At 58.8% G+C, this 23034-nt stretch carries 16 protein-coding genes; 3 read left to right on the top strand and 13 right to left on the bottom strand.

Features of this window, described 5'->3' with window-relative positions; genetic code table 11:
* Window positions 1-7: 7 nt before the first annotated feature.
* Together AAAU26_RS06560 and AAAU26_RS06555 are read left to right on the top strand one after the other, a co-directional pair.
* Window positions 8-940, top strand: coding sequence for a carbohydrate kinase family protein (locus AAAU26_RS06560; protein ID WP_227619091.1), 933 nt, complete (start codon window positions 8-10; stop codon window positions 938-940).
* A 167-nt stretch (window positions 941-1107) separates the two neighbouring features.
* Window positions 1108-2478 (top strand): sodium-dependent transporter, encoded by a 1371-nt coding sequence (locus AAAU26_RS06555; protein WP_227619090.1) that lies wholly within the window; start codon window positions 1108-1110, stop codon window positions 2476-2478.
* 50 nt (window positions 2479-2528) lie between these two features.
* On the opposite strand, the gene AAAU26_RS06550 is transcribed toward AAAU26_RS06555, so the two are convergent.
* Window positions 2529-3065: an LOG family protein gene (locus AAAU26_RS06550; RefSeq protein ID WP_149794325.1), complete on the bottom strand. Its 537-nt coding sequence runs from the start codon at window positions 3063-3065 to the stop codon at window positions 2529-2531.
* Between the two features lie 14 nt (window positions 3066-3079).
* Entirely contained in the window at window positions 3080-4039 is a 960-nt protein-coding gene (locus AAAU26_RS06545; RefSeq protein ID WP_227619089.1) for a ketopantoate reductase family protein, read from the bottom strand.
* Between the two features lie 331 nt (window positions 4040-4370).
* Between AAAU26_RS06545 and AAAU26_RS06540 the strand changes: the two genes are divergently transcribed.
* Window positions 4371-4652 carry a hypothetical protein gene (locus AAAU26_RS06540; protein WP_227619088.1) on the top strand — a complete coding sequence of 94 codons (282 nt, stop codon included), beginning with the start codon at window positions 4371-4373 and terminating at the stop codon, window positions 4650-4652.
* Window positions 4653-4716: 64 nt separating this feature from the next.
* Here AAAU26_RS06540 and AAAU26_RS06535 read toward each other — a convergent pair whose 3' ends face one another.
* The 11 genes from AAAU26_RS06535 to AAAU26_RS06485 form a co-directional block, all read right to left on the bottom strand.
* Window positions 4717-5061 carry a cupin domain-containing protein gene (locus AAAU26_RS06535; RefSeq protein ID WP_227619087.1) on the bottom strand — a complete coding sequence of 115 codons (345 nt, stop codon included), beginning with the start codon at window positions 5059-5061 and terminating at the stop codon, window positions 4717-4719.
* 71 nt (window positions 5062-5132) lie between these two features.
* Window positions 5133-5750 (bottom strand): GyrI-like domain-containing protein, encoded by a 618-nt coding sequence (locus AAAU26_RS06530; protein WP_207677185.1) that lies wholly within the window; start codon window positions 5748-5750, stop codon window positions 5133-5135.
* Between the two features lie 275 nt (window positions 5751-6025).
* Window positions 6026-7231, bottom strand: coding sequence for an elongation factor Tu (gene tuf, locus AAAU26_RS06525; protein ID WP_149794321.1), 1206 nt, complete (start codon window positions 7229-7231; stop codon window positions 6026-6028).
* Window positions 7232-7402: 171 nt separating this feature from the next.
* On the bottom strand, window positions 7403-9529 hold the full coding sequence (gene fusA, locus AAAU26_RS06520) for an elongation factor G (protein ID WP_158397031.1): 2127 nt from the start codon (window positions 9527-9529) through the stop codon (window positions 7403-7405).
* Between the two features lie 24 nt (window positions 9530-9553).
* Window positions 9554-10024 (bottom strand): 30S ribosomal protein S7, encoded by a 471-nt coding sequence (gene rpsG, locus AAAU26_RS06515; protein ID WP_005930552.1) that lies wholly within the window; start codon window positions 10022-10024, stop codon window positions 9554-9556.
* A 163-nt stretch (window positions 10025-10187) separates the two neighbouring features.
* Complete coding sequence (rpsL, locus tag AAAU26_RS06510; RefSeq protein WP_015564943.1) at window positions 10188-10616, bottom strand: 30S ribosomal protein S12; 429 nt, start codon at window positions 10614-10616, stop codon at window positions 10188-10190.
* A 308-nt stretch (window positions 10617-10924) separates the two neighbouring features.
* The gene (gene rpoC / locus AAAU26_RS06505) at window positions 10925-14500 is read right to left on the bottom strand and encodes a DNA-directed RNA polymerase subunit beta' (protein ID WP_149794319.1); all 3576 of its coding nucleotides are present in this window, start codon (window positions 14498-14500) and stop codon (window positions 10925-10927) included.
* 133 nt (window positions 14501-14633) lie between these two features.
* On the bottom strand, window positions 14634-18461 hold the full coding sequence (rpoB, locus tag AAAU26_RS06500; protein WP_227619086.1) for a DNA-directed RNA polymerase subunit beta: 3828 nt from the start codon (window positions 18459-18461) through the stop codon (window positions 14634-14636).
* A gap of 389 nt (window positions 18462-18850) precedes the next feature.
* Window positions 18851-19930, bottom strand: a complete 1080-nt coding sequence (rpoD, locus tag AAAU26_RS06495; RefSeq protein ID WP_158397028.1) for an RNA polymerase sigma factor RpoD — start codon at window positions 19928-19930, stop codon at window positions 18851-18853.
* 36 nt (window positions 19931-19966) lie between these two features.
* Complete coding sequence (gene dnaG / locus AAAU26_RS06490) at window positions 19967-21745, bottom strand: DNA primase (RefSeq protein WP_227619085.1); 1779 nt, start codon at window positions 21743-21745, stop codon at window positions 19967-19969.
* Window positions 21746-21766: 21 nt separating this feature from the next.
* A complete protein-coding gene (locus AAAU26_RS06485) occupies window positions 21767-22765 on the bottom strand; it encodes a deoxyguanosinetriphosphate triphosphohydrolase (protein ID WP_227619084.1) in 999 nt (332 codons plus the stop codon).
* Window positions 22766-23034: the final 269 nt, after the last annotated feature.

Below are 23034 nucleotides of genomic sequence, written 5' to 3'. Positions count from 1 at the left end.
TTCAAATATGGGAATCGTAGTCATCGGCGCAGTTTTCGTAGACATCAAGGGCTATCCCCTCTCCACCTACATCCCCGGCGGACGGAACGCCGGCCGCATTGAACAGGTGCATGGCGGTGTGAGCCGAAACGTGGCGGAGGACATCGCCAATGTGGAGCTGCGCCCCACCTTCGTGGGTCTGGTGGACGACACCGGCATGGGCCAGGACGTCATCGATAAACTGGACAACCACAAGGTCAACACCAGGTACATCCAGAAGGTCCCCGATGGCATGGGGACATGGCTGGCCATCTTTGACAACGACGGCGACGTCCACGCCGCCATCTCCAAGCGCCCTGACACCACCCCGCTGACCACCCTGCTGAAGGAGAAGGGCGACGAGATCTTCAAGGACTGCGACGCCATCGCCATCGAGCTGGATCTGGAGAAAGACACGGTCAAGCAGGTGCTCCGCTATGCCAGGAAATACAACAAAAAGGTCTTTGCCGCAGTCTCCAACATGAGCATCGCCATGGAGCGCCGCGACTATCTGCAGCAGATCGACTGCTTCGTCTGCAACCAGCAGGAGGCCGGTCTGCTCTTCTCGGACGACTACGAGCATCTCGCCCCCAGCCAGATGGCTCAGGTACTGGCCCAGAACGTCCACAGCGCCAACATGACCAGCATGGTGGTGACCATGGGCGGTCAGGGTGCCGTGTACGCCAAGCACACCGGCGAGTGCGGCGTCGTACCCGCCAAGAAGGTGGACGTCATCGACACCACCGGCGCAGGCGACGCCTTCTTTGCCGGTACGGTCATCGGCCTGACCTACGGCAAGAATCTGGCTCAGTCCTGTGAGATCGGCAGCCGCCTGGCCGCGTCGGTCATCTGCATCACGGAGAACGTCTGCCCCCGTTTCCGCCCGCTGGAATTCGGGCTGGATGTGCCGGTAGTGGACTGAATCTGTATCTTCATGCGCAGAGGTCTCTGGGCCTCTGTGCTTATTTTTTAATGCTGCCGTTCGATTCTTTCGATGCATTTCGCGGTTTTTATCGGAAAATCTGTTGAATCCCACCTGTGGCAGTGTTACACTGGATTTATTCAAATTTGTGAAAAGAGGAGAATCTAATGAACCAAAATCAACACAAGCGAAGCGCCTTTTCGGGCAAGATCGGCTTTGTCCTCTCGGCGGCAGGCGCTTCGGTAGGCCTCGGCAATATCTGGCGTTTCCCCTATCTCGCAGCAAAGTACGGCGGCGGCATTTTCCTGCTCATCTACATCATCCTCGCCTTCACCTTCGGCTACACCATGATCGTGGCCGAGACGGCGCTGGGCCGGATGACCAGGAAAAGCCCGGTGGGCGCATTTGCCGCCGTCCGCAAGGGCGGGCGCTCCTTCGGCGGCTGGATAAACGCCATCATCCCCATCCTCATCGTGCCTTATTACTCGGTCATCGGCGGCTGGGTCATCCGGTATCTGGCCGACTACATCAGCGGCCACGGCAGTGAGCTGGCCGCAGACGGCTACTTCTCGGCCTTCATTTCCAGCGGCGCTTCGGCGGAGATATGCTTTGTCATCTTTACCATCTTCACCCTCGCCATCATCTTTGCAGGCGTGCGCAACGGCGTAGAGCGGGTCTCCAAGGTGATGATGCCCATCCTCGTTGTGCTGTCCGTCATCATCGCGGGCTACTCCGTCACCCGCCCGGGTGCGCTGGAGGGCGTGAAGTATTTCCTCGTGCCGAATCTCTCCAACTTCTCCTGGATGACCGTCGTGACTGCCATGGGGCAGATGTTCTACTCCCTCTCCATCGCAATGGGCATCCTCGTCACCTTCGGCTCCTACATGAAGAAGGATGTCTCCATCGAGGAGTCCACCGAGAACGTGGAGATCTTCGACACGGCCATTGCCATCATGGCGGGCCTGATGATCATTCCGGCAGTCTTTTCCTTCTCGGGCGGCGACCCGGACACCCTGCAGGCCGGCCCGGCCCTCATGTTCATCACCATCCCGAAGGTCTTTGAGAGCATGGGCCTCGGCACCGTGGTGGGCATCCTCTTCTTCACGCTGGTGCTGTTTGCCGCTGTCACCAGCTCCATCGCCCTGACGGAAAGCGCTGTCTCCACCTTCGAGGACGAGCTGGGCTGGGAGCGTAAGCAGGCCACCGTCCTCATCGGCATCATCATGCTGGTACTGGGCAGTCTGTCGGCTCTGGGCTACGGCCCTCTGGCCCAGTTCACGGTCTTCGGGATGCAGTTCCTCGACTTCTTCGATTTTCTCACCAACTCCGTTATGATGCCCATTGCAGCCATCACCACCTGCCTGCTGGTGTCCCGGGTCATCGGTGTGGAGAAAATCGAGGAAGAGGTCACGCTGGAAGGCAAGCCCTTCCGCCGCAAGCGCATCTTCAACTTTATGATAAAGTACCTCTGCCCCATCTTCGCGGCCATCATCCTCATCAGCTCGGTGGCAAACGCGCTGGGCATCATCTCCATGTAAGCAGATAATAAAAAGCGCTGGAAGCCTTTACACCGCTTCCAGCGCTTTTCTTATGCCCGTTTCAGGATGCTCTTTATCTCGTCCAGATTCTTTACAAAATAAATGCCGCTCTGCCGCTCGGGGCTGGACAGCCCCATCTCGACCATGTGGGCCAGCAGAGCTTTCAGGCCGGCGTAGTAGCCATCGAGGTCATAGAGGATGCAGGGCGCGTCCAGATGGCCCAGCGAGACCTTGGACATCACCTCGGCGATCTCTTCCAGCGTACCGGTGCCGCCGGGGAAGGCGATAAAGGCGTCGCCCAGCTCTATCATCCTGGTCTTGCGCTCGGTCATGTCCTGCGTGACGATGAGCCTGGTCAGGCCGTCATACTGCACCTCGGAGTCGATGAAGAACTGGGGCTCGACGCCGGTCACTTCGCCGCCCGCCGTCAGAACGCTGTGGGCAAGACGCCCCATCAGGCCGCTGCGGGAGCCACCGTAGACCAGCGCGTTCCCGCTCTCGCCGATCCAGCGGCCCAGTTCCTCCACCGCCTGTTTCAGGGCCGGGTCGCTGCCCTCGTTGGCCCCCAGATAGACCGTAATATTCATCGGCATTTCCTCCGTTATCTTGCCCATGTCATTTCCTGATTCGGGCCGGTATAATCAAACTTACCGTCGTTCTTCTCTTCCAGCGCTTTTATCATGTGATAAGCAAACTCATTGTAGGGCGTCGGGATGCCCAGCTCTTTGCCCATCCGGATGAGCGCACCCGAGAACATATCGATTTCGGTATGGCGTCCGGCGTCGAGGTCTTGCAGCGTCGAGTAGCGGGCCGAGGGCTTGACGGCGCAGCCCTTGCCGGACACGGCATCCACCTTCTGCATGTCAATGCCTTTGGCTGCGGCAATGGCTTCCAGCTCACGGCGGAGACCGTCGCTGACAGCCTTCATATGGACGCTGTCACGGTAGCAGCCTACGCCTGCGCCGAGGATGGCCTGGGGCAGGTTGTTGCAGACGTTGAGGCGGAACTTGCTCCACATCTCTTCCTGGATGCAGTCGGTGGCCCGGAAGTGCAGCTCTGTGCCGCCGAACAGAGCCTCCACGGCCTTGACGCGGGGGCTGTCGCAGGGCGGCTCCTTCTCGCCGAAGATGATGCCAACGGTGGTCGCCGGGTCAAAATGGAAGCCGTCCGCCTCCTTGTGAGACGCCACTTTGATGAGGGAGTAAAGCAGATGCTCCCCACCCACGGCAGAGGCAATGATGTCCTCGCTGTCCACGCCGTTCATCAGGCTCATAATGGTGGTATGGGGGCCGGTGACGGCTTTGATGCTGTCCAGTGCGCCGGGCAGTGCGCCGTATTTCAGGCAGACGATGAGAAGGTCAGCGTCATGCGCCTCCTGCGGCGTCCAGACCGCCGGACGGTAGATTTTGCCGTTGATGGCACAGCCATCCTTCTTCAGGCGCTCGCCGCGCGGGCCATCGGCCACCACGCCAAGCTCAATGTTCCTGCGGGCCGAAAGCCCCCAGATAACATAAGAGCCGACCGCACCGGCTCCCAGAACTGCAACTTTTTTGATGTCCATATCGTTCCACCTCAATATCGTCCGCATGATTTGCGGGATTCATTTCTGCAGCTTTGTAACCAGACCTGCCATCGTTCTCTTTTATAGGTTCCATTATACCATGTTTTTCTCTCCCGGAAAAGCCCGGAGTGTTTCATTTTTGCACGTCAAAAATCTTTGACTTTTGGCGATAAGTTATAACAAAAGTGTAGAATCTCTTCGGTAAATAGAATCTTTGTCAAAAAAGGGCTTGATTTTTTTCGAAAACGGACTAGAATATCTTTTTGCGGAAAGGTTTCACCTGTACAGCCTTCCGCGAAACTATTTTTTCAAAAGCAAGGAGATTTTCGATATGAAACTCAAGAATGTTTGTGTTACCGTTGCTGCTCTGGTCCTGGCTGTCAGCATGACTGCCTGCGGCAGCTCTTCTTCTACTGCTGCTTCTACCTCCGAGGCTGCTTCTGCTGCCGCTCAGTCTGAGGCTGCTTCCACCTCTGCCGTGGCCGAGGAGAACAGCGCTTCCTCCGAGGCTGCAAGCGAGGCTGCATCTTCCGAGGCCGCTTCCGAGGTCTCCAGCGAGGCTGCATCTTCTGAGGCCGCTTCCTCCGAGGCCGCTTCTTCCACTGCCGCCTAAGTTTCAGTGCATAAAAACGAGCCGCAGCCTTTCCCCGGTGGGATGGGCTGCGGCTCATTTTATTTTAGACAAAATCCTCCCGCATGGGGGTGAAGATGTCCAGCAGGATGCCGGCCTCGGTGCAGACGCAGCCGTGCTCCACGCCGTCCTCTTTCAAGATGGTATCGCCGGTTCGCACCGTGCGGGTCACACCGTCCACCGTGAAATCGAACGCACCCGACACCACATAGGTGATCTGGGTGTGGGGGTGGTGATGCAGTGCGCCCACGGCCCCCTTTTCGAAGGTGTTCTCCACACACATCAGGCCGTCGGTGTAGGCCAGCACCCGGCGGGTGACGCCCTCGCCTGCCGTCTGCGGCAGAGCCTCTGCATGATAGACCCAGCGCTGTTTCTTCTCGGGAAGCTTCATATCCATTCCTCGTTTTCCGCCGCCAGACAGCGGCTTTTTTCTTTCTTCTATTATAGCGGCCTGGGGCTGGATTACAAGCTTGATTTGAGCGGGTGTCGCAGGATGGTCTTCCGCTTTTCCGGCGCGGTGCGGTTGGGGTCGGAGAGATAGAGCTCGTGGTGAAAGCGCGTCTCAGAGAAGTCCACCGCATAGCCCTGCTCTGCCGCAAAGGCATTCATCCGGGCCAGCGTCTCCGGCTCGTCGTCGTAAGAGCCGAGGTGCATACACTGGACACAGAGGCCCTCATCGTAGGTGAAGAACTCGACCTTGGAGAAATCCTTTTTCTTTTTGGCTGTCGCTTCCCGGACCGCCCAGTCGAACTCTTCCCGGGTCACGAACTCCGGTAGGCGGAGCATGGATGTCCAGTGGAAGCTTTCCTTCCCGGTTCCCGTCTGTTCCCACAGCCCTTCCAGCGGAGGCACTACGAAGTCAAAGTAACCGTCCACCCGGTGACTGCCCTTCTTGCTCATCTTGATGGTGTAGAGCAGGCCATACAGCAGCTCGATGGCTGCTTTGTACTCGCCTGTAGGGTCGTTGGGGTCGCCCTGCCCTCGCACTGCGGCAAAGGTCATGGCTGGCACGGTGACAAACTGCGGCTCACGAGGTGGTTGGTAGAGTGCCTTATATTCCTTCTTATAATCAAACGCCATCGTCGCTGACCTCCTCTGCCTGTCCAGCAGCTCCTTCGTCAGTGTGTCCGACAGCTCACGTCGGTCCAAACCAAGTTCCAATGCTGCTTGTTCTTTCAGCGCCAGTATACCACGACAACCAATCTTTGTAAACCATAAAGTTGTGCTATGCGCCGCAAAAAATCCTCTGTCTGGAAAGGCAGAGGATGCAAACAAAAAAGACCTTCCCACTCTCCGGAATGGGAAGGTCTTTATAAGTGCTTAGTTCGCCTTAGAACTGACGTTCAAGGACAAAATCACTCAATGATCTTGCCGACGACGCCGGAACCAACGGTACGGCCACCCTCACGGATAGCGAAACGCAGGCCCTCTTCCATAGCGACGGGGGTCAGCAGCTCAACGTGCATCATGACGTTATCGCCAGGCATGCACATCTCGGTGCCTTCCGGCAGGGTGATGATGCCGGTCACGTCGGTGGTACGGAAGTAGAACTGAGGACGATAGTTGGAGAAGAACGGGGTGTGACGGCCGCCTTCGTCCTTGGTCAGAACGTAGACCTGGGACTCGAAGACCTTGTGGGGATGGACAGAACCGGGCTTAGCCAGAACCTGGCCACGCTCGATCTGGGTACGGTCAACACCACGCAGCAGAGCGCCGATGTTATCGCCAGCCTCAGCGAAGTCCAGAGACTTACGGAACATTTCCAGACCGGTGATGGTGGTGCTCAGACGATCGGGCTTGATGCCGACGATCTCCATTGCATCGCCAACCTTGGCCATACCACGCTCAACACGACCGGTAGCAACAGTACCACGGCCAGAGATGGTCATGACATCCTCGATGGGCATCAGGAAGGGCTTGTCCTCCTCACGATCGGGGTTGGGGATATAGGTATCGACAGCGTCCATCAGCTCCTTGATGCAAGCATACTCGGGAGCATCGGGATCCTTAGAGTCAGACTCCAGAGCCTTCAGAGCGGAACCACGAATGATCGGGGTGTCGTCGCCCGGGAAGTCGTACTCGGACAGCAGCTCACGGATCTCCATCTCGACCAGATCCAGCAGCTCTTCGTCATCGACCATATCGCACTTGTTCATGAAGACAACGATATAGGGCACGCCGACCTGACGAGCCAGCAGGATGTGCTCACGGGTCTGGGGCATGGGACCGTCGGTAGCAGCAACGACCAGGATAGCGCCGTCCATCTGAGCAGCACCAGTGATCATGTTCTTGACGTAGTCAGCATGGCCCGGGCAGTCAACGTGAGCATAGTGACGAGCGTCGGTCTGATACTCAACGTGAGCGGAGTTGATCGTGATACCACGAGCACGCTCCTCAGGAGCCTTATCGATGTTGGCGTAGTCCATGAAGTCTGCGTCACCCTTCAGAGCCAAGTACTTGGTGATAGCAGCGGTCAGAGTGGTCTTGCCGTGGTCAACGTGACCGATGGTGCCGATGTTAACATGCGGCTTAGAACGGTCGAACTTTGCCTTTTCAGCCATTGGAATATCCTCCCTTAAATTAGGTTTTGATATTGGTTACAACAGTCCTGCTAATACAGAATTGCATTGCAAAACTATTCTACTAGATTCCACCTGTAAAATCAAGTGTTTTACAGGAAATTTTGCCGGAGCTACACTACCCCGGCAAAATCTTTATCCGTTTTTCAACGATCAGCCCTTAGTGCGGCCTGCGATGATCTGATCAGCGATGTTCTTAGGCACCGGCTCGTAGTGAGACGGCTCCATGACATACTGGCCACGGCCCTGGGTCTTGGAACGCAGGTCGGTGGCGTAGCCGAACATCTGAGCCAGAGGAACGAATGCGTTGACACGCTGGGTGCCAGCCATTGCCTCCATGCCCTGGATCTGACCACGGCGAGCATTCAGATCGCCGATGACATCGCCCAGATACTCATCGGGAACGATGACAGCGACCTTCATGATGGGCTCGGTGATGATAGGATCAGCCTTGCGCATAGCATCCTTGAAGGCCATAGAACCTGCAATGGAGAAGGCCATCTCAGAGGAGTCGACCTCATGATAAGAACCATCCCACAGGGTGACCTTGACGTCAACAACAGGATAGCCTGCCAGAACGCCGGACTTCATAGCACCCTGGATACCGTTGTCGATAGCCGGGATGTATTCCTTCGGGATAGCGCCGCCAACGATGGCGTTGACGAACTCATAACCCTTACCGGGCTCGTTGGGCTCGATCTTGATCTTGACGTGACCGTACTGGCCCTTACCACCAGACTGACGAGCGTACTTGGTCTCCTGGTTGGCCTCCTTGCGGATGGTCTCACGGTAAGCGACCTGAGGTGCGCCGACATTAGCCTCGACCTTGAACTCACGGAGCAGACGGTCGACGATAATCTCCAGATGGAGCTCGCCCATGCCGGCGATGATGGTCTGACCAGTCTCTTCGTCGGTGTAGGTCTTGAAGGTAGGATCCTCTTCGGCCAGCTTTGCCAGCGCGATGCCCATCTTCTCGTTGCCGGCCTTGGTCTTAGGCTCGATGGCGACGCGGATAACGGGCTCGGGGAACTTCATGGACTCCAGAATGATGGGATGATTCTCATCACACAGAGTATCACCAGTGGTGGTGTTCTTCAGACCAACGACAGCAGCAATATCACCTGCGTAGCAGCAGTCGATATCCTTGCGGTGGTTGGAGTGCATCTGCAGGATGCGGCCCATACGCTCCTTGCTGTCCTTCACGGAGTTGTAGACAGTAGTACCTGCCTCGACCTTACCGGAGTAGACACGGAAGTATGCCAGCTTACCAACGAAGGGGTCGGTAGCGATCTTGAAGGCCAGAGCTGCGAAGGGAGCGTCGTCGGAAGACGGACGGGTCTCCTGCTCTTCGGTCTCAGGATTCACACCCTTGATGTCCTCGACATCGGTAGGTGCGGGCATATAGTCAACGATAGCGTCCAGCAGCTTCTGCACGCCGCGGTTCTTGTAGGAAGAACCACAGACAACGGGGACCAGAGTGTTCGCAATAGTCTCTTTGCGGATAGCAGCCTTCAGTTCCTCACGGGTGATCTCCTCACCCTCGAGGTACTTCTCCATGAGCTCTTCGTCGTTCTCGGCAACAGCCTCAACGAGGATGTTGCGATACTCCTCAGCCTGCTCACGCATATCCTCGGGGATAGGCTCGGTGCGCATATCGTTGCCCATATCGTCGTAGTAGACCTCAGCGTTCATATCGACCAGGTCAACGATACCACGGAAGGTATCCTCCTGACCGATGGGCAGCTGAATGGCCACGCCGTTGGCGTGCAGACGATCGTGCAGCATCTTGATGCAGCGGAAGAAGTCAGCACCCATGGTGTCCATCTTGTTGACGTACACCATACGGGGGACTTTGTACTCATCAGCCTGACGCCAGACGGTCTCAGACTGAGGCTCGACACCGCCCTTAGCAGCCAGAACGGTCACAGAACCGTCCAGGACGCGCAGAGAACGCTGGACCTCAACAGTGAAGTCAACGTGGCCCGGGGTGTCGATGATATTGATGCGGTGACGATTCTTCTTGAATGCAACAGGGTCCTTCTGAGTCTCAGAGTGGCTCCAGTAGCAAGTGGTAGCTGCGGAGGTGATGGTGATACCACGCTCCTGCTCCTGAACCATCCAGTCCATGGTAGCGCCGCCGTCGTGAACCTCGCCGATCTTGTGGTTGATGCCGGTGTAGTACAGAATACGCTCGGTAGTGGTGGTCTTACCAGCATCGATGTGGGCCATAATGCCGATATTTCTCGTCATCTGAAGAGAAACTTCTCTGGGAGTAGCCATGAAATTAACCTCCTACAGAACAGATCAATAACGGAAATGAGCGAAAGCCTTGTTGGCCTCGGCCATCTTGTGGGTATCCTCGCGCTTCTTCACGGCGTTGCCGGTGTTGTTGGCAGCATCCATGATCTCAGCAGCCAGGCGCTGGGCCATGGTCTTCTCACCACGGCTGCGGCTGTAAGCAGTCAGCCAGCGCAGGCCCAGAGTCTCGCGGCGAGCGGGGCTGACCTCCAGGGGGACCTGGTAGTTAGCGCCGCCAACACGGCGGGTCTTGCACTCGAGGCTGGGCATGATGTTCTCCATCGCCTTCTCGAAAGTCTCGAGAGGATCGTTGCCAGTCTTCTCCTGAATCATGGAGAAAGCCTCGTAAACGATCTTCTGAGCGACGCCCTTCTTGCCGTCCAGCATGACGCTGTTGACCAGACGGGTGACCATCTTGGAATTGTAAATAGGATCAGCTAAGACATCGCGCTTAGCAATGTTACCTCTTCTAGGCATCTTTCTTCCCTCCTTCACAGAATGATATCATCGGTACTCGAAAGTAATAAAACTCCCGTTGTGTCACAAAGAGCTGACCTTACATAAACTGTTGCCCTCCGCACGTTTCTGCGGACTTGTTATTTATATAATGGAAAGCCGTTTATGGCGGTTCGTTCCTCAATTACTTCTTTGCAGCACCGGCCTTAGGACGCTTTGCGCCGTACTTGGAGCGGGCCTGATTACGGCCTGCAACACCCTGGGTATCCAGAGTACCACGGATGATGTGGTAACGCACACCGGGGAGGTCCTTAACACGACCACCACGGATCAGCACGACGGAGTGCTCCTGCAGGTTATGGCCGATACCGGGAATGTAAGAGGTGACCTCGATACCATTCGTGAGGCGGACACGGGCGACCTTACGCAGAGCAGAGTTAGGCTTCTTGGGGGTCATGGTACGGACTGCAGTGCAGACACCGCGCTTCTGGGGGCTGTTCAGATCAGAATACTGTTTCTTCTGAGAGTTGTAAGTCTTCAGCAGTGCGGGAGCAGTGCTCTTCGTAGCCAGGACCTGACGGCCTTTGCGTACAAGCTGGTTAAAAGTAGGCATTGGTTTTCTCCTTTCTTAATGATGAACATCGGATGTTTTCCGACTTTTTTGCCGCACTATCCCTGTGTGGGACGCGCAACAGTTATATAATACCCGTTTTCATCAGGAATGTCAACAGTTTTTCCAATATTTTTTTGTTTTATTCGCCGAAAGGTTTTTTGCTGTCCTTTAGGGCAAAAAATCGTTCTCTCAAGCCTCTTCCAAAGGGAGAGCCTTTCGTTCCTGCTTCCATAAAAAGAGCCGCCTTCACGGATACTCTCCACAAAAGCGGCTCTCATATTTACTCTAAGAGAACTGTGACGGGAAGCTTACTGCCGTGCGGCAGCTGCCAGCTCAGCGGCGACCTCGGCGTCGCGCTCTTCCTCACGGCGCTTCAGGTCCTCACGCACCTCCGGGAGACCGGTACCTGCGGGGATGAGCTTACCGATGATGACGTTCTCCTTCAGACCGGCCAGCGGATCGACCTTGCCCTTGATGGCGGCCTCGGTCAGCACGCGGGTGGTCTCCTGGAAGGAGGCGGCAGACAGGAAGGACTCGTTTGCCAGAGCAGCCTTGGTGATGCCCAGCAGCACCTGCTGATACTCGACCAGCTTGATGCCCTGCTCACCGGCGTCGATGCGCTTCTGCAGCTCGGCGTTGATGTTCTCGACTTCCAGACGGTTTGCCAGAGCACCGCCGATGAGGTCGGAAGAACCGGAGTCGGTCACACGGACCTTGCGGCACATCTGACGGACGATGACCTCGATATGCTTATCGTTGATCTCAACGCCCTGCAGACGGTAGACCTTCTGGACCTCGCTGATGAGGTAGTTCTGAACATCGCTCAGACCCTTGATGGCCAGGATGTCCTGAGGATACAGGACGCCTTCACGGGTGATGATGTCGCCCTTCTCCACGCGGTCGCCCGGCATCACGCGTGCGTGCTGGGTGAACGGGATGGAGTAGCTCTTGACGACCTCAGCGCCGTTCTCGTCCTTGCCAGTGACCTTGACGACGACGTTCTTCTTGGTATCGTCGTGAGAGACGACACCGGAGATCTCGCTCATGATGGCCATGCTCTTGGGACGGCGGCTCTCGAACAGCTCCTCGACACGGGGAAGACCCTGAGTAATATCTTCAGCAGATGCGATACCGCCGGTATGGAAGGTACGCATGGTCAGCTGAGTACCGGGCTCGCCGATGGACTCTGCAGCGATGACGCCGATGGACTCGCCCAGCTGGACGGGCTCACCGTTTGCCATATCGCTGCCGTAGCAGTGTGCGCAGACGCCGATCTTGGCGCGGCAGGTCAGCAGGCTGCGGATCTTCAGCTTGGTGATGCCTGCGGCCTCGATGTCGTTTGCATCGTAGAGGTCGATCATCTTGCCTTCGGGAACGATAACCTTGCCGGTGACGGGGTCGAGGACATCGCCCACGGCATAACGGCCGATGATACGCTCACGGAAGCTCTCGATCTTCTCCTTGCCCTCGTGGATCTCGGAGACCCACAGGCCGTCGGTGGTGCCGCAGTCGATCTCGCGGACGATGACTTCCTGAGAGACATCGACCATTCGACGGGTCAGGTAGCCGGAGTCAGCGGTACGCAGAGCGGTATCGGCCAGACCCTTACGAGCGCCACGAGCGGAAACGAAGTATTCCAGGATATTCAGACCTTCGCGGTAGTTCGCACGAATGGGCATCTCGATGGTCTTACCGGCAGTGTTTGCCAGCAGGCCGCGCATACCGGCCAGCTGCTTGATCTGGTTCATAGAACCACGAGCACCGGAGTCTGCCATCATGAAGATCTCGTTGTCCTCGGGCAGGTTTGCCGCCAGAGCCTTGGAGACCTTATCGGTGGTAGCCTGCCAGATGTTGATGGTCTGGGAGTAGCGCTCGTTCTCGGAGATCAGGCCGCGGTTGAACAGCTTGCTGACCTGAGAGACCTGCTTGTCGGCGTCGGCGATCAGCTCGTCCTTCTGGGGCGGGATGACAGCGTCACAGACAGCGACGGAGATAGCGGACAGCGTAGAGTACTTGTAGCCCTGTGCCTTGATGGCGTCCAGCATCTTTGCACACTTGCGGCTGCCGTTGCGGGTCATGCAGCGGGAGATGATGTCGGGCAGGGTCTTCTTGGTCACGCGGAAGCTGACCTCGTACTCCAGCCAGTGCTCAGGGTCGGTGCGGTCGATATAGCCCAGATTCTGAGGCACGGGGTTGTTGAAGATGATGCGGCCGACGGTGGCGTCCACCAGACCGGTGCGCTCCACGCCGTCGATGACCATGGTGCGGCGCACCTTGATGGGTGCGTGCAGGGTGACGATGTGCTCAGCGTAAGCCATCAGAGCCTCGTTCTCATCGCGGAACACCTTGCCTGCGCCCTCTTCGTTCTCACGAACGGTGGTCAGGTAGTAGCTGCCCAGGATCATATCCTGCGTAGGAACGGTGACAGGTGCGCCGTCAGAGGGCTTCAGCAGGTTGCCGGAAGCCAGCATCAGCATCTTGGCCTCGCGGCAGGCATCCTCGCCCAGGGGCAGATGGACTGCCATCTGGTCGCCGTCGAAGTCGGCGTTGAATGCGGTACAGGCCAGGGGGTGCAGCTTGATGGCACGGCCCTCGACCAGCACGGGGTTGAATGCCTGGATGCCCAGACGGTGCAGGGTAGGTGCGCGGTTCAGCAGGACGGGGTGGCCCTTGATGACAGTCTCAAGGCTGTCCCAGACCTCGGGCTTTGCGCGCTCGACCATCTTGCGGGCAGACTTGATGTTGTTGGCAACACCCTTCTCGACCAGATCCTTCATGACGAAGGGCTTGAACAGCTCCAGAGCCATCTCCTTGGGCAGACCGCACTGGTCCATCTTCAGCTCAGGGCCGACGACGATAACGGAACGGCCAGAGTAGTCAACACGCTTGCCCAGCAGGTTCTGACGGAAGCGGCCCTGCTTGCCCTTCAGCAGATCGGAAAGGCTCTTCAGTGCGCGGTTGTTGGGGCCGGTGACGGGACGGCCGCGGCGGCCATTATCGATGAGGCTGTCAACTGCTTCCTGCAGCATACGCTTCTCGTTGCGCACGATGATGTCAGGAGCGCCCAGCTCCAGCAGGCGGCGCAGACGGTTGTTGCGGTTGATGACGCGGCGGTACAGGTCATTCAGGTCGGAGGTGGCGAAGCGGCCGCCGTCCAGCTGGACCATGGGGCGCAGGTCAGGCGGCAGCACGGGCAGCACGTCCATGACCATCCACTCGGGGCGGTTGCCGGAAACGCGGAAAGCCTCGACGACTTCCAGACGCTTCAGGATACGCACCTTCTTCTGGCCGGAGGACTTCTCCACCTCGGCAGTCAGCTCAGCGCTGAGCTGGTCGAGGTCGATCTCCTTCAGCAGGTCCTGAACGGCCTCAGCACCCATAGCAGCCTCGAACTCGTCGCCGTAGCGCTCGCGCATCTCGCGGTACTCTTTCTCGGTCAGCAACTGCTTCTTTTCCAGCGGGGTCAGACCGGGGTCGGTGACGATATAGCTTGCAAAGTAGAGGACCTTCTCCAGCAGGCGGGGGCTGATGTCCAGCATCAGGCCGATGCGGCTGGGGATACCCTTGAAGTACCAGATGTGGCTCACAGGAGCGGCCAGCTCGATGTGGCCCATACGCTCACGGCGGACCTTGGCCTTGGTCACCTCGACGCCGCAGCGGTCGCAGATCTTGCCCTTATAACGGATGCGCTTATACTTGCCGCAGTGGCACTCCCAGTCCTTGGTAGGTCCAAAAATGCGCTCGCAGTACAGACCGTCGCGCTCCGGCTTCAGGGTGCGGTAGTTGATGGTCTCAGGCTTCTTCACCTCGCCATAGCTCCAGTTGCGGATCTGGTCAGGAGAGGCAAGGCCGATTTTGATCGAATCGAAGACGTTGTTTTCCATGAAACGAACCCTTTCTTAATCTTTATAGTCTCGATGATAACAGTTGACGTTGGAAGACCCGCTGCCCTCCCCTGCCCTGCGGCGGCAGCACGCGCACCGCGCAGGGAAACACAGCTTTCTCAAAGGGGCCTTATTATTCGTCGATGTTCACTTCGTCAGAAGCGGACTCTGCAGCGGCAGAGTTGTCATCCTCCAGCACGGAGGGATCATCGAAACCAGCATCGGCGTCCTTGATGGTGTAATCGTTCAGCAGCTCGTTCTCGTTGGCGACAGTCTCGGTGCCGGCAACATCACGCATATCGAAGCCGGTCTCTTCGTCGTCGAAGTTCTGGCGCATGTCGATCTCGTTGCCTTCCTTGTCCTGGACCACGACGTCCAGACCCAGAGACTGCAGTTCCTTGAGCATGACGCGGAAGGACTCGGGGATGCCCGGCTGCGGGATGGGCTCGCCCTTGACGATGGCCTCGTAGGTCTTGACACGGCCCTCGACGTCATCGGACTTGACGGTCAGGATCTCCTGCAGGGTGTAAGCAGCACCGTAAGCTTCCAGAGCCCAGACCTCCATCTCGCCGAAGCGCTGGCCGCCGAACTGGGCCTTGCCGCCCAGAGGCTGCTGGGTGACCAGAGAGTAGGGGCCGGTGGAACGGGCATGGATCTTATCATCAACGAGGTGATGCAGCTTGAGGTAGTACATATAACCGACGGTAACGCGGTTATCGAACTTCTCACCGGTACGGCCATCGTAAACGGTGGTCTTGCCGTCGCGGTCCAGCTCGATCTTGGAGAAGTCGATGATGTGGCCCTTCTCGCCCATCAGCTTGGGGAGCTTGGTGGGATATGCAGGAGCATTCTCGCCGTGCCACATCTCGCGGGCGGTATCGAAGGTATCGCCGATGTCAGCCTCGCGGGCGGAGTCGAAGACGGGGGTCATGACCTTGATGCCGCAGGCCTTGGCAGCGTAGCCCAGGTTGACTTCCAGCACCTGACCGATGTTCATACGGGAAGGAACGCCCAGGGGGTTCAGCACAATGTCCAGCGGAGTGCCGTCGGGCAGGTAGGGCATATCCTCCTGCGGCAGGATGCGGGAAACGACACCCTTGTTGCCGTGACGGCCTGCCATCTTATCGCCGACGCTGATCTTGCGCTTCTGAGCGATGTAGCAGCGGACGACCTCGCGCACACCGGGCTGCAGCTCGTCGCTGTTCTCCGGGGTGAAGACCTTGACGTCCACGATGATGCCGTACTCGCCGTGAGGCACACGCAGAGAGGTGTCACGCACCTCGCGGGCCTTCTCGCCGAAGATGGCACGGAGCAGGCGCTCCTCAGCGGTCAGCTCGGTCTCGCCCTTCGGGGTGACCTTGCCGACCAGAATATCACCGCTCTTGACCTCGGCGCCAATGCGGATGATGCCGCGCTCGTCCAGGTCCTTCAGAGCATCCTCAGAGACGTTGGGGATGTCGCGGGTGATCTCTTCGGGTCCCAGCTTGGTGTCGCGGGACTCGGTCTCATATTCCTCAATGTGGATAGAGGTGTAAACGTCCTCACGGACGATCTTCTCGTTCAGCAGGACGGCGTCCTCGTAGTTGTAGCCCTCCCAGGTCATGAAGCCGATGAGGGCGTTCTTGCCCAGAGAGATCTCGCCGTTGCGCATTGCGGGGCCGTCGGCCAGCACCTGACCGGCCTTGACGTTCTCGCCCACCTCGACGATGGGGCGCTGGTTGATGCAGGTGCCTGCGTTGGAGCGGGCAAACTTGACCAGAGAATAGTTGTCCACGGTGCCCTGAGCGTTGCGCACCTCGACATGGTCAGCGTCCACCTTCTCAACGATACCGTCGTTCTTTGCCAGAACAGCGGTGCCGGAGTCGGTAGCAGCCTTGTACTCCATACCGGTAGCAACGATGGGCTGCTGGGTGACCATCAGAGGCACTGCCTGACGCTGCATGTTGGAGCCCATCAGAGCACGGTTACAGTCATCGTTCTCCAGGAAAGGGATGCAGGCGGTAGCGACAGAGACCATCATGCGGGGCGAGACGTCCATATAATCGACCTTCTCGGCGTCGATCTCCAGAATGTCGTCGCGGCGGCGGGCAGAAACGCGGGCGCGCTTGAAGTGCTTGGTCTCGTCCAGAGGCTCGTTGGCCTGAGCAACGACGTACTCGTCCTCGACGTCAGCGGTCATATACTCGACCTCGTCGGTGACGACCTGGTCGATGAGGCGGCCCTTCTCGTCGTAGGTCTTCTTGACCTTGCGGTAAGGAGCCTCAACGAAGCCGTACTCATTGATCTTGGCGTAGGATGCCAGATAGGAGATCAGACCGATGTTGGGGCCTTCAGGAGTCTCGATGGGGCACATACGGCCATAGTGGCTGTAGTGGACGTCGCGGACTTCGAAGCCTGCGCGGTCACGGCTCAGACCGCCGGGGCCCAGAGCAGACAGACGGCGCTTGTGGGTCAGCTCAGCCAGAGGATTGTTCTGGTCCATGAACTGAGACAGCGGAGAAGAACCGAAGAACTCCTTGATGGCGGCGACCACAGGGCGGATATTGATGAGAGCCTGCGGAGTGATGACGCTCTGGTCCTGGCTCTGCAGGGTCATGCGCTCACGGATGACGCGCTCCATGCGGGAGAAGCCGATGCGGAACTGGTTCTGCAGCAGCTCACCGACGCTGCGGATGCGGCGGTTGCCCAGATGGTCGATGTCATCGGTGGTGCCGATGCCGTGGCCCAGGCCGTTCAGATAGTTGATGGAAGACAGGATGTCGGTCACGGTGACGGTGCGGCCGATGAGCTGGTCGTGGTTGCGGCGCAGCAGCTCCTTCTGCTCTTCCACGTCCGAAGTGGTGTCGAGGATCTTCTTGATCTCCTCAAAGGAGCAACGCTCGTTGATGCCGCACTCCTTGACATCGAAGGAGAAGAAGCCCTGAGCGTCAACACAGCCATTGGTGATGACCTTGACCTTCTTGCCCTCGACGTTCAGCACGACGATGTTGACGCCGGCGTTGTCAGCGGCCTCAGCCAGCTGACGGGTGATCTTGGCATCCTTCTCGATGAGCAGTTCGCCGGTCAGAGGAGCGACGACGTTCTCGGCGGCGATGTAGCCGGTGATGCGGCGCGCCAGAGACAGCTTCTTGTTCATCTTATAACGACCGAACCGGGACAGATCGTAGCGGCGGGGGTCGAAGAAGAGCATATTGAGCTGGCTGGTAGCGGACTCCACCGTGGGAGGCTCACCGGGGCGCAGCTTGCGGTAGACTTCCAGCAGGCCTTCCTCGGTGTTCTTGGTGGTATCCTTTTCCAGAGTAGCAAGGATGCGCTCATCCTCGCCGAAGTAGTTCAGGATGTCCTCGTTGGAAGACAGGCCCAGTGCGCGGCAGAGCACGGTGACGGGCAGCTTGCGGTTCTTATCGATACGGACATAGAACACGTTGGAAGCGTCGGTCTCGTACTCCAGCCAGGCGCCGCGGTTGGGGTTCATGGTGGCGCTGTACAGGTCATTGCCCACCTTATCGTGATCATGGCCGTAGAATACGCCAGGAGAACGGACCAGCTGGCTGACGATGGCGCGCTCTGCACCGTTGATGACAAAGGTGCCGGCGTCGGTCATCAGGGGGAAGTCGCCCATGAAGATCTCCTGGTCCTTCACCTCGCCGGTCTCCTTGTTCAGCAGACGGGCGGTGACGCGCAGGGGTGCTGCATAGGTCACGTCGCGCTCTTTGCACTCTTTGATGCTGTACTTGGGCTCTTTATCGAGACGGAAGTCCACGAAGCTCAGTGCCAGATTGCCGGTGTAGTCCTCAATGGTGCCGATGTCGTGGAAGACCTCTTTCAGGCCCTCGTCCAGGAACCACTGATAAGAGTTCTTCTGGACCTCGATGAGGTTCGGCATACTGATGACTTCGTCGATGTGGGAGAAGCTCATGCGCTCGGTCTTGCCGAGCTTGACGGGCTTGACTTTCATCATAAAATCAACCACTCCTTACTTTTATACTCTACGGATGTTGCAAAATGCAGGTCGAATTTGAGCAGACACACATAATTCGGCCTGCACCGCGCGCAGAAGTCCGGCGTTTTGCACAAACTTTTCGGTGGAACCCGTTCCGCTCATGCTGCGCAAACTCCCTTTTTGGCGCACTAGGCCATTATGTGATACTAATGCAGTATACACCCTAAAACCCCTGTTGTCAAGCCATTTTTCCGTTTTGATGCAAAAAAATTCCCGGACGCCCTCTTTTATCGGACACCCGGAAACGTGTATGCTTTGCGTGATTTTGGGGTTGATTTTTTTGTTTTTTACGTTCCAGACAAAAACACCCTTGTGCATTTTGTCACCATTTACTCTTGCAATGCAGTTTATTCATCCAGATAATCCCGCAGGCGCTTGGCCCGGCTGGGGTGGCGGAGCTTGCGCAGGGCTTTGGCCTCTATCTGGCGCACCCGCTCCCGGGTGACGTTGAACTCCCGGCCCAGCTCTTCCAGCGTCCGGGCGCGGCCATCCTCCAAACCGAAGCGGAGGGCGATGACCCGCTCTTCCCGGGGCGTCAGGCTCTTGAGCACATTCATCAGCTCCCGGCGGAGCAGCTGCCGCCCGGCCTCGTCGGCGGGGACGCCTGCCTCATCGTCCTGGATGAAGTCCTCGAGGTGGGCGTCCTCTTCCTCCCCCACCGGCGTCTCGAGGCTGATGGGGTCCTGAGCCAGCTGTATCAGCTCCCGCACCCGGGCGGGCTCCATGTCCAGCTGGGCGGCGATCTCCTCGGCGGTGGGCTCCCGGCCTGTGCGGCGCAGCAGCTCTCCTGCCGTCTTCTTCACCCGGTTGATGCTCTCCACCAGATGCACCGGGATGCGGATGGTGCGGCCCTGGTCGGCGATGGCCCGGGTGATGGACTGGCGTATCCACCAGGTGGCGTAGGTCGAGAACTTGAAGCCCCGGTCCGGCTCGAACTTCTCCGCCGCCTTCATCAGGCCGAGGTTGCCTTCCTGGATCAAATCGAGGAAGGGCAGGCCCCGCCCGGCATACCGCTTTGCCACCGAGACGACGAGGCGGAGGTTCGCTTCGCTGAGACGGCGGCGGGCGTCCTCGTCCCCTGCCTGCGCAGCACGGGCAAGGGCGGCTTCCTCTTCCGCCGAGAGCAGCGGTACCCGGCCGATCTCTTTCAGATAGGTCTTCACCGGGTCGTCCAGCGCCACGCCTTCGGCAGACAGCTCATGCTCGAGCTTTCCGATCTGCTCTTCGTCCAGAAGCGGCAGCTCTGTCTCTTCCTCGGCCACCTGCACGCCCCGCATCTCCAGTGCGGCATACAGTTCGTCCAGCCCCGCCGGGTCGAAGTCCTGCTCTTCCATGGCACGACTCACCTGCTCGGGCGTCAGGACATGGCGGCGGGCGCGTCCCGCCAGCATCTTCGCCATTTCTTCCGTCTGTGACATTTTCTGCATCTGTGCTTCTCCTTCCGGCCCCAGCCGGTGGAGAGATCAGACCGAATCTTCTGCGTCAGCAGTTCCCTGCTTTTGTTCCCGCATCGACTGGAGATACTGTTCAATATCGTTGGTTGACATACTGGCGGCGCGGCTGGCCACGGGAGTCCCCCGGGCAATGCGTTCCAGATAGAGCTTGATGTCCTCCGGCGTACAGTTCACATCGCTGTATTGTGCCGCAAGACGGCTCAATTCATTCAGAGCTTCCTCGCTGACAAAGGCCCGCAGGGTGGCGAGGCTCACCTCCACCCCCTGCTCCTTGCAGCGGAGCATGGCTTCGTACAGCTCCTTCTGCTGGGGCTGCAAAAACTGTTCCGGCCTGAGCTGGGCGCTCACCTTATCGATATAGCCCGGCTCCCGCAGCATGGCGGCAAGAAGCCGCTGCTCTGCGCTGGCCATGCCCAGTGCGCCCCGGCCTGCGCCGTAGGGGACTTTGATCCGGTCCATTTCGCCCTCTTTCAGGCGGGCGCGGTTCTGCTCCCGGCGGCGCCTGCTGCCCGCTTTCTTCACGGCGTCGGCCAGCTGGGCCATGATGGCAGTCTTGGAGATGTTCGTCTCCTCGGCCAGACGCCCGGCGTAGACCTCCTGCTCGGTGGGGTTGGAGCGCTGCGCCAGCATCTCCACCGCTTCCTTGACGTACTCGAGACGCTGAGCATCCTGTTTGAGGTCGTACTGACTGCGCAGACGGCCCAGCCGGAAGTCCAGCGCATTGCCCACGCCGTCCAGCAGGGCTTTGAAGCGGTCGGCACCGTATTTCTTGATGTACTCGTCCGGGTCTTTCGCGCCCGGGATCTGCAGCACGCCCACCCGCACCGGGCTGTTACGGAACAGTTCCAGCGAGCGGAGGGTGGCTTTCTGGCCCGCCTCGTCGGAGTCGTAGCTGAGGATGACCTCATCGGCATACTGGCTGATGAGCTTGACCTGGTCGGGCGTCAGGGCCGTGCCGCAGGCGCAGACAGCGGTGTCGATGCCCGCCTGATGCATAGAGATGACATCCATGTAGCCCTCGCAGAGGACGTACCGATGGGAAGCGCTCCGCTTTGCGATTTGGAGCGCGAACACCGTGTCCGACTTGTGGTAGACCAGCGTTTCGGGGCTGTTGACGTACTTGGGCTTGGAGTCGTCCAGCACACGGCCACCGAAGGCGATGATGTTGCCCCGCAGATCGAAGATGGGGGTCATGACCCGCCGCCAGAACAGGCAGTAGATGCGGCCCGACTGGCTGCGCTTGAACAGGCCGCTGGCGTCCAGCTCCTGCTGGTTGTAGCCCTTGTCCCGGAGATGCTGGTAGAGCGCCTGCCCGTCGTCGGGGGCGTAGCCCAGCCCGAAGCGGTTGATGGTCTTGTCGTCGAGGCCTCGCCGACGCCAGTAGGCACGGGCCTGCCGGGCCTCCTCCACGGTGGAGTTGAGGCAGGCGTGGAAGAAGCGGGCCGCGTCCTTGTTCATGGTGAGGATGCGGCTGCGCAGACGGCCCGTCTTGTCGTCCTCGGTGGGCTCGGGCATACCGGCCCGCTGGGCCAGCAGCTTGACGGCCTCCACGTAGTCGATGCTGTTTATCTTTTTGGTAAAGGTCACTGCATCGCCGCCTGCACCGCAGCCAAAGCAATAGAAGCTCTGGGTGTCCGGATAGACGTAGAACGAGGGGGTCTTCTCGCTGTGGAAGGGACACAGACCGCCGTAGAGCCGGCCCTTCCGCTTGAGCTGGACATAGCCGCCCACCAGCTCCACGATGTCGGTGCGGCGGGTCAGCTCTTCAATATATTCGTGTGGGATCATAAAGATGTTCGGCGCTCCTTTTTACAAAACGTGCCACTTGCGCGGCACAAAGACGTCCTCAAAGGTCCGGATGGCAAATTCGTCGCTCATGCCGCTGATATAGTCGGTGACGGCCCGCTCGGGGTTGTCCTGATAGGCCAGCTGGACGTAGAAGTTGGACATCTGGTCCACATGGGCCAGATAATACTCGTACAGCTCCCCGATGACCTTGTCCACCTTCTGCTCCTCGGCCTTAGCGGTCTTGTCCACATACACGGTGGCATACATGAAGTCCCGCAGGGCGAGGAAGGCTTCATTCTCCTCCGCGCCGACCCCCACATCCCCATCGCTGTGGGCGAGGATGCTGTTTATCATGGTGGTGATGCGAGCGGACTTCGTCTGGCCCAGCACGGCAGTGCAGTCCTTCGGCAGGGTGGCCGGGTCCAGCACACCGGCCCGGACGGCGTCCTCGATGTCGTGGTTGACGTAGGCGATCTGGTCGGCCATCCGCACGATGCGGCCCTCGGGCGTCGCGGCCCAAATGCCTTTTGTGTGAGTGACGATGCCGTTGCGCACCTCCCAGGTCAGGTTGAGGCCCTGCCCGTCCTTCTCGAGCTTGTCCACCACCCGCAGGCTCTGCATATAGTGCTTGAAGCCGCCGGGCGTGAGCTTATCCAGCGCCCGCTCTCCGGCGTGGCCGAAGGGAGTGTGGCCAAGGTCGTGGGCGAGGCTGATGGCCTCGGTCAGGTCCTCATTGAGCCGCAGCGCCCGGGCGATGGTGCGGGCGATCTGGGAGACTTCCAGCGTGTGGGTCAGGCGGGTGCGGTAGAGGTCGCCCTCCGGCGAGAGGAAGACCTGCGTTTTCTGCTTGAGCCGCCGGAACGCCTTGCAGTGGAGCACCCGGTCACGGTCCCGCTGGAACACAGGGCGGATGGGGTCCTGTTCCTCCGGCCTCTGCCTGCCCCGGCTTGCATCGCTGAACGTCGCCCACGGGGCCAGCGTCAGCCGCTCGATCTCTTCGGTGCGTGTGCGCACATCCATCCTGTGTCCCTCCTTTTTTCTCTCGTTTTCCCTCCTCTCCGCGCGCGGCCGATCCCAATGCCGCGTCTGCGGCTATTGTAACCGATTCGCCCTGTCGAAGGGGGAAAATCCATGTCTCTTCGTCAGAAAATGTTTCGACTTGTCATATGGTAATTTTTGGTATTTATCATTTTTCTGTCTGGCTTCGACGCTGCCGTGGGCGAAACCTCTCCGTCTGCATTGAATCTTCCATTTCTTAATACGTCCACTGCACCATCGCTCAGATGCAA

Origin of the sequence: Faecalibacterium longum (genome assembly GCF_040094125.1) — a bacterium.
Classification (GTDB): domain Bacteria; phylum Bacillota; class Clostridia; order Oscillospirales; family Ruminococcaceae; genus Faecalibacterium; species Faecalibacterium longum.
Note: the sequence above shows the minus strand (reverse complement) of the source record. Positions and strands in the feature narration are given on the sequence as shown.